This window comes from Nocardia sp., assembly GCF_025465275.1.
Taxonomy (GTDB): Bacteria; Actinomycetota; Actinomycetes; order Mycobacteriales; family Mycobacteriaceae; genus Nocardia.
Genome location: NZ_JAODNK010000084.1, coordinates 13,921 through 25,870 on the forward strand (window position 1 = coordinate 13,921; position 11,950 = coordinate 25,870).

At 64.6% G+C, this 11,950-nt stretch carries 13 protein-coding genes; 8 read left to right on the forward strand and 5 right to left on the reverse strand.

The annotated features are described in order from the left end of the window. Window positions 1-19: 19 nt before the first annotated feature. Window positions 20-601 carry a TetR/AcrR family transcriptional regulator gene (locus JWN03_RS19965; protein WP_297617029.1) on the forward strand — a complete coding sequence of 194 codons (582 nt, stop codon included), beginning with the start codon at window positions 20-22 and terminating at the stop codon, window positions 599-601. A 124-nt stretch (window positions 602-725) separates the two neighbouring features. Here the strand turns inward: JWN03_RS19965 and JWN03_RS19970 are convergent, their stop codons facing one another. Next, window positions 726-1,388 (reverse strand): TetR/AcrR family transcriptional regulator, encoded by a 663-nt coding sequence (locus tag JWN03_RS19970; protein ID WP_297617032.1) that lies wholly within the window; start codon window positions 1,386-1,388, stop codon window positions 726-728. Window positions 1,389-1,494: 106 nt separating this feature from the next. Between JWN03_RS19970 and JWN03_RS19975 the strand changes: the two genes are divergently transcribed. The 6 genes from JWN03_RS19975 (at window position 1,495) to JWN03_RS20000 (ending at window position 7,425) form a co-directional block, all read left to right on the forward strand. Further along, window positions 1,495-2,409 (forward strand): SDR family oxidoreductase, encoded by a 915-nt coding sequence (locus JWN03_RS19975; protein WP_297617035.1) that lies wholly within the window; start codon window positions 1,495-1,497, stop codon window positions 2,407-2,409. Window positions 2,410-2,565: 156 nt separating this feature from the next. After that, entirely contained in the window at window positions 2,566-4,332 is a 1,767-nt protein-coding gene (locus JWN03_RS19980) for an MFS transporter (protein ID WP_297617038.1), read from the forward strand. Between the two features lie 4 nt (window positions 4,333-4,336). After that, the gene (locus JWN03_RS19985; protein ID WP_297617040.1) at window positions 4,337-4,816 is read left to right on the forward strand and encodes a MarR family winged helix-turn-helix transcriptional regulator; all 480 of its coding nucleotides are present in this window, start codon (window positions 4,337-4,339) and stop codon (window positions 4,814-4,816) included. Window positions 4,817-4,969: 153 nt separating this feature from the next. After that, complete coding sequence (locus tag JWN03_RS19990; RefSeq protein WP_297617042.1) at window positions 4,970-5,308, forward strand: hypothetical protein; 339 nt, start codon at window positions 4,970-4,972, stop codon at window positions 5,306-5,308. Window positions 5,309-5,495: 187 nt separating this feature from the next. After that, complete coding sequence (locus JWN03_RS19995; protein WP_297617045.1) at window positions 5,496-6,389, forward strand: MFS transporter; 894 nt, start codon at window positions 5,496-5,498, stop codon at window positions 6,387-6,389. 439 nt (window positions 6,390-6,828) lie between these two features. After that, a complete protein-coding gene (locus JWN03_RS20000) occupies window positions 6,829-7,425 on the forward strand; it encodes a DUF4352 domain-containing protein (RefSeq protein WP_297617050.1) in 597 nt (198 codons plus the stop codon). Between the two features lie 65 nt (window positions 7,426-7,490). Here JWN03_RS20000 and JWN03_RS20005 read toward each other — a convergent pair whose 3' ends face one another. Next, window positions 7,491-7,949, reverse strand: a complete 459-nt coding sequence (locus JWN03_RS20005; RefSeq protein ID WP_297617053.1) for a VOC family protein — start codon at window positions 7,947-7,949, stop codon at window positions 7,491-7,493. 109 nt (window positions 7,950-8,058) lie between these two features. Next, on the reverse strand, window positions 8,059-9,270 hold the full coding sequence (locus JWN03_RS20010) for a pyridoxal phosphate-dependent aminotransferase (protein WP_297617056.1): 1,212 nt from the start codon (window positions 9,268-9,270) through the stop codon (window positions 8,059-8,061). 93 nt (window positions 9,271-9,363) lie between these two features. Between JWN03_RS20010 and JWN03_RS20015 the strand changes: the two genes are divergently transcribed. Continuing rightward, the gene (locus JWN03_RS20015; protein ID WP_297617059.1) at window positions 9,364-9,930 is read left to right on the forward strand and encodes a winged helix-turn-helix transcriptional regulator; all 567 of its coding nucleotides are present in this window, start codon (window positions 9,364-9,366) and stop codon (window positions 9,928-9,930) included. Between the two features lie 88 nt (window positions 9,931-10,018). Here the strand turns inward: JWN03_RS20015 and JWN03_RS20020 are convergent, their stop codons facing one another. Then, window positions 10,019-10,447, reverse strand: a complete 429-nt coding sequence (locus JWN03_RS20020; RefSeq protein WP_297617062.1) for a CBS domain-containing protein — start codon at window positions 10,445-10,447, stop codon at window positions 10,019-10,021. Between the two features lie 88 nt (window positions 10,448-10,535). Next, window positions 10,536-11,909 (reverse strand): dihydrolipoyl dehydrogenase family protein, encoded by a 1,374-nt coding sequence (locus JWN03_RS20025; RefSeq protein ID WP_297617065.1) that lies wholly within the window; start codon window positions 11,907-11,909, stop codon window positions 10,536-10,538. Between the last annotated feature and the right edge of the window lie 41 nt (window positions 11,910-11,950).

Consider the following 11,950-nt stretch of genomic DNA (forward strand, 5'->3'; position numbering starts at 1 on the left):
CGAGATCGAGGGAAGCTCCATGCCCGCCGGACCGCGCGCCCGACTGATTCTGAATACGATCCTGACGGTCATGGAGCATGGTGTACACGCCACCGGGATCACCGAACTGCTCGAACGCAGCGATGCCTCACCCGATTCGCTGTACCAGCACTTTCCGCTGGGTAAAGAGGAGCTCGTGGGGACGGCGGCGAAATCCGTTTCCCGGATGGGCTATTCGCATGTGAGCCGGATGGCGGACGCGCTGGCGACCGCTACCTCACTGGAGGGCTGGCTAGACGAGCTGTTCGCCTATTGGCGTGATCCATTGGAGTCCAGCGACTATCGCGTGGGCTCGTTCATGATGGCCGCAGCTCTGTACGGACAGGATCCGGCGGTGCAATCCGCCGCCGGTCAGGCCTTCACCGAATGGACAGCCCGCCTGGCCGACGGCCTGATCGCCGCCGGCATCGACCGCGCTCCCGCCTGCTCGATGGCCGCCCTGCTGCTATTGACGATCGAGGGCGCCATCGTGCAGAGCCGTGCCCTGCAATCCAGCCACCCCTTCGACTGCGCCAGTACCCAACTCGCGGTCCTGCTCCGCCACCACCTCACGTCCGGCTGATCGACCGGCACCTGGCTACCGGCACATTCCTGATGTCCGGAAGGAAAGGGCCACGCACCGGAGGGGTGATCCTGGTCCAGGGCATCGATCGCGCCACGATCGAGCAGATAATCACCGAGGGTCCTCAGTCCCGGGTCAGTAGTCCGCGTGCCAGGACTTCGAGCAGTTCGGTGAGGATCGGGACGAACTCCAGGCGGGCGGCCGCGAGCTCGGGATGCTGCTCGTAGGCGGCGAGCATGGCGGGCGCGGGGTGGCTGTGGCTCCACAGTGCGCCTGCGGAAAGCAGTGCTGCCGCACAGAATTTCATCGCACCGTCGGCGCCGAATTCCGGGATGAGGCGTTCGACCGGAGTGACCAGTTCGGCGGTGGCGGCCAGCATCTTGTACTTGTATCTGGCCGCGACCTCGGCCGAGATATTGCGTTCGAGGATCGCGGCCTGCGCGTTGAAGAGGTCACACAGCACCGGCTCCTTCGCCAGTGTCGAGACCAGAGCGGTGACCAGGCGATCGCGCCGGGTGCGCAGGTCGCCGCTGGTATCGGCCAGGAGCGGGGTGACAGTGGTGATCCACTCGCGGTAGCGCAGGTCGAGCAGTTCCAGCAGTACCGCTTCCCGAGATTCGAAGTAGCGCAGCACATTCGACTTCGCCAGACAGACCCGGCGGGCCAGCTCATTGAGCCCGAGATCGACAACGGGCATCTCGGTGAGCATGTTCGCGGCCGTATCCAGGATTGCCTGTCTGCGTATTTCCCGCTGCTCGACGCTGCGCGCCCGTTGGAAGTGGACCATGCTCCGAGTATTTCAGACCATCGGTCTCTTGACAACGGACCACTGGTCTCTTATCGTCGAAATAGCTAAAGACCGGCGGTCTTTTATCCTCGACAAGGAGCCCAGTATGTACGAAGTCCCTGATCAGACCGGTAAGACGATCGTCATCACCGGAGCCAACAGTGGAACCGGCAGGGAAGCTGCGACGCGCCTGGCCGCCGCCGGAGCGCAGGTGATCATGGCGGTGCGTACCCCGGAAAAGGGTGAGCAGGCCAAGTCGGAGATCCTGCGTAAGCACCCCGCCGCAAAACTCGAGGTTCGCCGTATCGATCTGGCCGACCTCGCCTCGGTGCGTACCTTCGCCGACGATCTGCTCGCTGCGGGCGCACCGCTGGATGTGCTGGTCAATAACGCCGGCGTCATGGCTCCGCCGGAACGGCACACCACCGCAGATGGATTCGAGCTGCAGTTCGGCAGCAACTTCCTCGGCCCGTTCGCACTCACCATGCATCTGCTGCCGCTACTGCTCCGCGCCGACAGCCCTCGTGTCGCGACGATGAGCAGCGGTACCGCGAACTTCGGCCGCATCAACTTCGACGATCTGCAGTGGGAGCGCCGGTACAGCCCGACCCGCTCGTACGCGCAGTCGAAGCTGGCGGATCTGATCCTGTCGCTGCACCTGGCCGAGATTGCCGGGGAACGCGGCTGGAACCTGCGCAGCACCGCGGCGCATCCCGGCTACACCCGCACCAATCTGCAAACAGCCGGTGCCAGCCTGGGCCGCGACAAGCCCGCCCGTGGCCTCCTCGGAAGCCTGCCCATCCTGCCCTCCCAAGAAGTCGAACAGGGTGCGGAACCGCTGCTCTACGCGGCCGCCGATCCGTCCGCGCGCAGCGGCGAATACTACGGTCCCACAGGACGATTCGGCCTGGTCGGTCCGTCGGGCCCCGCCAGGATCACCCGCCGGGCGCGCAACGGCGAAGTCGCAGCGAGGCTCTGGGAGACCGCCGAGCAGCTCACCGGCACGCAACTGCCCGCATAAATGGCGCTTTACGCCGAGCGCCGACCTTCGTCCAGTTCGACCCACTCCCGGCGCATTCGGCCTGGTCAGTGGGGGTGAGCCACGCCACCATTTCGTTAGTTAGCCTCATGCAACTATATTGGACAAGTTCGTAAGTTGCGTTTTTGGGAGGCTAAGTTGGCTGCGGCACCGACCACCGATCTGGACAAAGGTGATGTCCAGACCATTCGCCGGCGCCTTCGCGTCGACCGAGATCATCCGCACTACAAGTGGGTAGCGCTGTCCAACACCACGTTGGGCATGCTCATGGTCACTATCAATTCCTCGATCGTGATTATCTCGCTGCCCGCGATCTTCCGGGGCGTCGACCTGAATCCGCTCGAACCCGGCAATGTGAGTTACCTGCTCTGGCTGCTCATGGGCTTCCTGCTGACCTCTGCCGTACTGGTGGTGATGTTCGGGCGGCTCGGCGACATGTTCGGCCGGGTGAAGATCTACAACCTCGGGTTCGTGGTGTTCACCCTCTGCGCGATTGCCCTGTCCTTCGATCCGTTCACGCACGGGGCCGGGGCGTTGTGGCTGATCGGGTGGCGCGTGGTGCAGGGAGTCGGTGGCGCCATGCTGATGGCCAACTCTGCGGCGATCCTCACCGATGCCTTCCCCGCCAATCGTCGCGGTGTGGCGCTGGGCATCAATCAGGTTGCGGCCGTGGCCGGTTCGTTCCTGGGTCTGCTCATCGGCGGCATACTCTCGGAGTGGGATTGGAAGGCGATCTTCTGGGTCACCATTCCGTTCGGCATTCTGGGCACCGTGTGGTCGTACCGCTCGCTGCACGACACCGGCACCCGCACACCCGGATCGCTGGATATTCCGGGCACCCTCACCTTCGCGCTGGGCTTGACCGCGCTGCTCTCCGGTATCACCTATGGCATTCAGCCGTACGGTGATTCGAAGACCGGCTGGGGCAACCCGTGGGTGCTCGCCGGCGTATTCGGCGGCATCGCGCTGCTGCTGCTCTTCTGCTACATCGAATCCAAGGTCAGCCAGCCGATGTTCCAGCTGTCGCTGTTCCGCAATCGGGCCTTCGGACTCGGCAACCTCGCAGGCCTGATGGCATCACTGGGACGCGGTGGCATGCAGTTCATGCTCATCATCTGGCTGCAGGGCATCTGGTTGCCGTTGCACGGCTACGACTTCGAATCCACTCCGCTGTGGGCCGGTATCTACATGCTGCCGCTGACGGTCGGATTCCTGGTGGCAGGCCCGATTTCGGGCTGGCTGAGCGACAAATACGGCGCACGGTTCTTCGCGGCCGGCGGTCTCGCCCTGGCGGCGGTCACCTTCGTGCTGCTGGTGATCATCCCGGTCGACTTCAACTACTGGTTGTTCGGACTGATCATCCTGCTCAACGGCCTCGGCACCGGCATCTTCACCTCGCCGAACACCGCCGAGATCATGGGTGCGGTGCCGGCGTCGCAACGTGGCGTCGCCTCCGGCATGCGCGGCACGCTGATGAACGGCGGCATGGCGCTGTCGATCGGTGTGTTCTTCTCGCTCATGATCGTCGGCCTGTCCGGAACCCTGCCGGGCGCTATGAATTCCGGTCTGCAGAGCCAGGGCGTGTCCCCGCAGGTCGCCGGTCAGGTTGCGGATATGCCCCCGGTGGGCAGCCTGTTCGCGACGTTCCTGGGCTACAACCCGTTCAAGGAATTGCTCGGCCCCAGCGGCACTCTCGACAAGCCGGGTGTGAACAGTGATGTCCTCACCGGTCAGGAGTTCTTCCCGCACTTGATCTCCGGACCGTTCCATTCGGGTCTGATCGTCGTATTCCTCGTCGCCGCACTTATGATGCTGATCGGCGCAGTGGCTTCGTGGTTCGCCGGCGGCGGGAAAGCTCCCGACGAGGCCGAGGAACTCGTCGAAGCAGACCGCGCGGGAATCTGACCCGATGATCGAGGAGGCCACGCTGAATCAGCCCACGAGTGTCGCCGACCCCGACCAGTTGACGGAGGCGGCCGATCTGTACCACACGATCGGCCGTCTGCTGCGGCTGCTCCGCACCTCGGGCGACCTGGGCCAACTCAGCCCCGGCGCCGCCTCGGCCCTGGCTTCGGTCGCCCGCGGCGGGCCTATGCGACTGAGCGATCTGGCGAATATCGAACGCGTCAGCGCACCGACCATGTCGCGCATGGTCACCGGCCTGGAGAAAGCGGGCTATATCGTCCGCGACGCCGACCCGGAAGACGGCCGTGCCCAGCTCCTGAGCGCAACCTCCCGCGCTCACGACCTGGTCACCGGCCTGACCTCCGCCCGCATCCAGCGCTTCGCGGCGGCCATGGCTCGCCTGGACGCGCCGCAGCGCGAGGCGCTCAAGGGCTCACTCGGCACGCTGATCGAGGCGCTCGATCAGGAGACGAACCCTTCCTGAGCAACAGCATTCGGCCTCTCGACAGCGCGTAAATCGCTGTCGAGGGGCCGAGTTGCATGCACCCTAACCTTGCGGTGCAGCATTGCCTGGATCGTGAACGCGGTACCCTGAAATTCGACTGTGGCGGCACCAGTCGATGAAGGCAGGCGCGAGATGACCTACAGCGCAGATCGATTGAACGCCATTGCGCGGGACGCGCAGCGCATTGCCGAGGGCGACTACGCCTCCGAGGAGGCAAACCGGCTGCGCATCCGCTTCGCCGAGGAACTCCGGAAACTCTCGGACTACGACTACAGCGGTCCGCTGGGCCTCGAATTGATGGACTTCCTGGTCGCCACGCTGCAAATCATCAATACCGCGAGCCGCCGCTCCGGCGCCGACCCTTCCCGTCCGCTGCACACCGGACCTCGCCGCTTCGCATTGAACCCCGAGGACCTCAGAACCATCGAACCCCGCCGTCCTTATGGCGATCGCCATTACCGCGACCGCTGAAGTCGGCTCGCCGTCATCGACCAGGAACTGAGGGCGGGGATTACTCGCACCATGCCGCCCTCAGTTCCTGGTGATCTCGGTCGGCCGCACTATGGTGGCGCAGACCCGCCGGTGATCGGGCGCGCGGGTTGCTGGACTGGATCTTGTGTCGATACTTCTTGCGCCCTCTCCCACAACCAGGCCCGGAATGATCCGGTGGCTCGGCGTTGTCGCGGTGATGCTGGGGATCTTCTCGATCGTGACGACGGAGATTCTGCCCATCGGACTGCTGACCGCTATCGGCTCGGACTTCTCCGTCTCCGACGGCATGGCCGGGCTGATGATGACCATGCCCGGACTGCTCGCCGCGATCGCCGCACCGGTGGTCACGGTGGCGGCAGCGCGGATCGATCGCAAGCTGCTGCTGTGCGAGTGCACGCTACTTCTGGTGGCGGCCAACGTGATTGCCGCACTCGCCCCGGAGTTCTGGCTGGTACTGGCATCTCGCGTGCTGCTCGGCATCACGATCGGCGGATACTGGTCCATCGCAGCAGGATTGGCGCAGCGACTGGTGTCACCGGAGTCGACGGCCCGCGCGACAACAGTAATCTTCGCGGCCGTCCCCCTCGGCTCGGTACTCGGCGTTCCAGCAGGTGCATTCGTCGGGAATCTCGCGGGCTGGCGGACAGCCTTCGTGGTGCTGGGCATCCTGTCGGCCGCGGTATTGGCGCTCCTGATGTTGTCCCTACCCGCGCTCCCTGCCCATCAGGCCCTCGATTGGTCGACATTGCGCGCGGGCCTGCAAGTCCCCGGCACCCGATTCGCCCTACTGGCAACATTTCTCATCGTCCTCGCCCAATTCGGCACCTACACCTACGTCACGCCATTTCTGCAGCAGGTCACCGGGGTCAATAGCGTCACCGCCCTCCTACTGATCTACGGAATAGCAGGTATCGCCGGAAATGCCCTGGGCGGCAGCATGATCGCCCACCACTCCCGCGCCGCCCTGTGCCTCGCAGCAGCCCTGATGGCAGGCGCCATGCTCCTGCTACCGATATTCGGCCGCTGGGAATTGGGCGCCGCAACCCTATTGATCGTCTGAGGTATCGGCTACGGCGGCGTCCCGGTCGTCCTGCAAACCTGGTTCGCCCGCGCAGTCCCCCATCACGCCGAAGTCTCCTCGGTCCTCTTCACCGCATCCTTCCAAGCGACCTTCTGCCTCAGCGCCCTGACCGGCGGCGTGATCGTAGACCGCACCTCCCCCTCAACCGTCCTCATCTGCGGCGGTCTCACCGCCCTACTCGTCCTGGCAATGTGCCTAACCCGACGAATATCAGCTAACAACTAGAGGCCACACAGTTTGCTTCGAGAGTTATGTCCGAAAACTCACTCCTGTAAGGCCTTTTAAACACAGATCAGCCCTCGCAACAATTCGAATCGCGATCAATTTCGCGAAAGGGGTTCATAATTGGCAACATTGATCGATCCATCCGCAAGGGGAAGGGTCGGCCCTTGCGCGGACAGTGAATTGAAGGTTGCCCATGTCCACTCCGAATCAGCCGGTACCTCCGCCTCCAGGTGGTCCGCCGATGTACGGGCAGGGTTATCCCCCGCCGCCCAGAAAGAAACGGAAGATCTGGCCCTGGATTCTGCTCGCCGTGGTCGTGCTGTTCTTCGGCGGGTGTTTTGCCCTGGTCGGCACTGCGGCACACGAAGTTTCGAAGAGCACCGATAAGAGTACGGCGGTGGCCGCGGCGGGTTCGGAAGTGCGGGACGGCAAGTTCGCCTTCGCTGTTACCGCGGTCGACCCGCCCGTGGCGGCGGTCGGTGACAATGAAATCTTGCGGAAGACCGCGCAGGGCGAGTACGTCCTCGTGCACGTCGCGATCACCAATATCGGCGACAAGGCGCAGAGCTACTTCGGCGAGAATCAGAAGCTGATCGACGATCAGGGCAAGCAGTTCAGCAATGACACCTCGGCGGAGCTTGCCGTCAACCAAGACCTGACCGCCGAAATCAATCCCGGCAACAAGATATCCGTGAGCATCCCGTTCGATGTTCCCAAGGGCACGGTTCCGGCCACCGTCGAGTTCCATGACTCGATGTTCTCGGGCGGCGCGCGGGTCGCGCTCAAATAGCTGCTGACGGCATCGTTCGGCCGGCCCGGGTACCTCCCGGGCCGGCCGAATGATGTTGTCTTCGTTCAGGCGTTGTCATACGCGTCCTGCAGGGTCTCGAGGTCGATTTTGGACATGGTGCGCAGGGCGGTGGAGGCGGCAGCGCTGCGGGCCGGATCGGCGCCACCCATCAGCTGCGGAAGGCCGGAGGGGACGATCTGCCAGGACAGGCCGTACTTATCGGTGAGCCAGCCGCACGGGCCGGGCTTGCCCTCGGCGGTGAAGGCGTCCCACAGGCGGTCGACCTCTTCCTGGCCGTCCACGACGACCTGGATCGAGGCGGCATCGGTGTGCGGATGTGCGGGGCCGCCATTGAGCAGAGTCAGTGAATGACCTGCCAATTCGAGGGAGACGATGAAGGCCGCGCCGTCGGGGCCACGCGAGATATCGGTGACCTGGGAATCGGGAACCAGCGAGGTGTAGAACTCGGCGGCCTCTTCGGCCAGGGTGTCGAACCAGAGGAAAGTGGTGACGGTGGTGGTCATGGCGGGCTCCTGACGAGTTGGTGACCTGCTTTCACCTACTGGTCGGAGCCCATCACATCACTTCGACGTATCTCTGGACATTTCTCGAGATATTTTTTCGCGTCGCCCGTCACAGCCGGTAGGTCGCCAGGAAGCGGCCGATGCGTTCGATGATCGCCTCCAGGTCATCGGCGTGCGGCAGGGTCACGATCCGGAAGTGGTCGGGGCGCGGCCAGTTGAAGCCCGTGCCCTGCACAATGTGGATCTTCTCCTGCAGCAGCAGGTCCAGCACGAACTGCTCGTCATTGTGGATCGGGTACACATCGAGGTCGATGCGCGGGAAGGCGTACAGCGCGCCCTTGGGCTTCACACACGAGATGCCGGGAATGGCATTGAGGGCTTCCCACGCGCGATCGCGCTGCTCATGCAGTCGCCCGCCGGCCGCGGTGAGATCGAAAATGCTCTGATGCCCGCCGAGTGCCGCTTGAATAGCTTGCTGCGCAGGCACATTCGCGCACAGGCGCAGACCCGCGAGCATGGTCAGGCCTTCGAGGTAGTTCTGCGCATGCTGCGTCGGCCCCGAAACCACCAGCCACCCGGAGCGGAATCCGGCGGCTCGATAGGACTTCGACAGCCCGGAGAAGGTCAGGACCAACAGGTCCGGCGCGAGCGAAGCGGTCGCGGTGTGCTTCAGATCGTCGTAGATGATCTTGTCGTAGATCTCGTCGGAGAACACCACCAGGTTATGCCGCCGCGCGACCTCGAGCACCTGGCGCACCACCTCGGGCGAGTAGACCGCGCCCGTGGGATTGTTCGGATTGATGAGCACGATGGCCCGGGTGCGGTCGGTGACCTTGGATTCGATATCGGCCACATCCGGGAACCAGTCGGAGGCCTCGTCGCAGATGTAGTGCACGGGCCTGCCGCCATTGAGCGCGGTGGCGGCGGTCCAGAGCGGGAAATCCGGTGCGGGAACGAGTACTTCGTCGCCGTTCTCCAGTAGTGCCGTCATGGACATCATGATCAGTTCGGAAACGCCGTTGCCGAGGAAGACCTCTTCGACGTCGACATCTTCGACCCCGAGGGTCTGGTAGTACTGCACGACGGCGCGCCGCGCCGACAGCAGCCCCTTGGAGGAGGAGTACCCGCTGGATGCCGGCAGGTTGCGAATCATGTCCTGCAGCAGGTCCGCAGGTGCTTCGAATCCGAACGGCAGCGGGTTGCCGGTATTGAGTTTGACCACGTGGTGGCCCTCGGCCTCGAGCCGGGCCGCGTGTTCGGCCACCGGTCCGCGGATCTCGTACGACACACCCGCCAGCTTGCTCGACTGCTTGACCTGCATGGACGTCCCTTCTGAATGCGGTTGAGCCACACTCTACTTGGAATTTCCAAGTTTGCACTTTGTTTTTCCAAGTTCCAGGTTACAGTGGGAGGCGTGTCACGCCGAAGCTACGACCACTACTGCACCGTCAGCCGCGCCCTCGACATTGTCGGCGACCGCTGGAACCTGCTGGTCGTCCGCGAATTGTGTTCCGGTCCACGCCGATACAGCGATCTGTTCGCGGACCTGCCCGGCATCAGCACCGATGTGCTGGCCGCCCGGCTCAAGGATCTCGAACGTGACGGCATCCTCACCCGCCGCCGCGTCGGACCCCGTGCGGCGACCGCGGTCTACGAACTCACCGAGGCGGGCACGGCATTACGCCCCGCGCTCGACGCACTCTCGATCTGGGGCACGCAGCTACTCGGTGACCGCCGCCCCACCGACGCCGTCCGTGCCCACTGGTTCGCCCTACCGCTGGGACGCGCTGTGGCAGAACTGCTCCCAGCGGGCACGGCCACCGTGCACATAGGCGAGACCACGCTGCACTACGTCATCGCCGAGGCGGGCATCACCCACCACGATGGCCCCGCCACCACACCCGACCTCGAACTGCACCTCGACCTGCCCACGGCCACAGACGTGGCCACCGGCGCTCGCACCCTCGCGGATATCAGCTGACCCCCGTGCCGCACAGCACGTCTCCCGATCGAACAGGCCGCATAAGCGCTGTTCGATCCTTGGGAGGGCTGTCCGGCCCGAGGGGAGGTCAGCCGTGCAGGTATCGCACCAGGTGCTCGCGTTCCTCTTCCAGTTCTGAGATCTGGCTCTTCACCACGTCCCCGATGCTGACAATGCCGACCATGCGCCCCTCGCTGAGCACTGGCAGGTGCCGGATCCGATGTTCCGTCATCGTGGCATTGAGTGTTTCGACCTGATCCTCGGGTGAGCAGGTGTGCACGGCCGCGGTCATGATGTCCGACACCGGTGCATCCAATAGCTCGGCCCCTCTGCTGTGCAGTCGCCGCACAATGTCGCGCTCGGAGGCGATGCCGGACATGAGCACTCCGTCCGGCGACACCACCACCGCGCCGACATTGTGCGCGTTGAGCACTCGTAGCAGTTCACGCACTGTGGCATCGGGTGCAATCGTGACCACGCCCGGCCCTTTACGGCGCAGAATCTCCGAAATCCGCATACGTCCACCGCCCATTTGCTCGGATATCGATGCCTCTCAGGATGGCGTGTTTGCGGGCCGGTGAACAGCAACGATTACGCGCCGATACCTAACCTGCAGCGAGTGCATCGAGGGCGGCCTCGATGGCTCGGTGGAAGGTCGGGTAGGCGAAAATCAGCTGGCGCAACGTACTGGTCGGCACCTCGGCGTGCACGGCGACACTCAATGCACTGAGCACCTCACCGCCCTGCGGTCCCACGGAAGTCGCGCCGACGAGCACACCCCGGTCGGCATCCTCGATGAGTTTGATGAATCCCTCGTTGCCCACCTTGTGAATCCAGCCGCGGACCGAGGTGGGAACCTCCGTGCTCGCGGTGCGCACGTTCAGACCGGCGGCGCGCGCCTGCGCCTCGGTGAGGCCGACCGCGCCGACCTCCGGGTCGGTGAACGTCACGCGCGGGACGGCTCGATACTGCGCGATTTCGTCGGAGGAGTCGAGAATGTCCTGCGCGGCGATGCGCGCCTGGTACATGGACATATGCGTGAAGGCCCCTTGACCTGTTACATCGCCGATGGCCCAGACGCCGTCGGCGACGCGCATGCGCTCATCGACCGGGAGGGTCTTCGCGGTTTCGTCCAGCCCCAGCACGCCGATTCCCAACGCCGACAGGTCTGTTCGACGACCCGTGGCGATGAGCAGCTGCTCGGCTTGCACCGACTGCCCGTTGTCGAGTTCGACGGTGAAGTTTGCGCCGTCGTGCGCCACGCTTGCAGCGTGTGCACCCTTGCGCACTGTGATGCCTTCGGTCGCAAAGACCTTCGCCAGCAGGTCACCGGCTTCGGGTTCGTCCTGCGGCAGCAGCCGGCGCGGCACGATGACGGTGACTTCCACTCCGAAGCGCGCGAACAGTTGCGCGAATTCCGCACCCACCGGTCCGCCGCCGAGCACGATCAGCGACCGCGGCACCTCGGTCGCGGTGACGGCTTCGCGATTGGTCCAGTAGGGCGTGCCCTCGAGGCCGGGCAGCGGTGGAATGGCCGGAGCGGTACCCGGATTGAGCACAATCCGGGTGGCCTGGAACACGCGTTCTCCCCCGGCGGTCGCCACGGTCACCGCACCCGGCGCGGAGATCCGCCCCCACCCGCGCACGAAGCTGCCGCCGGCCTTCTCGAACCGCTCGACCGCGACCGTGTCGTCCCAGTTGTCGGTCGCCTCGTCGCGAATCCGCGCCGCCACCGGCGTCCAATCCGGCGTCACCGTCGCCGAACCCGCCAGCGCGTCGACCCGTCGCGCTTCCTGCAGCACCCCGGCCGCGCGCACCATCATCTTCGTCGGTATGCACGCGTAATACGGGCATTCACCCCCGAGTAACCGCCCCTCCACCCCGACCACCGTCAATCCGGCCTGAGCCAATCGTGTCGCGACATCCTCACCGCCCGGTCCCATTCCGACCACCACGGCATCCACGACTTCAGCAGGCATTCCTTGCTTCCTTTGCTCGACAGGACTTCACACCACGGACG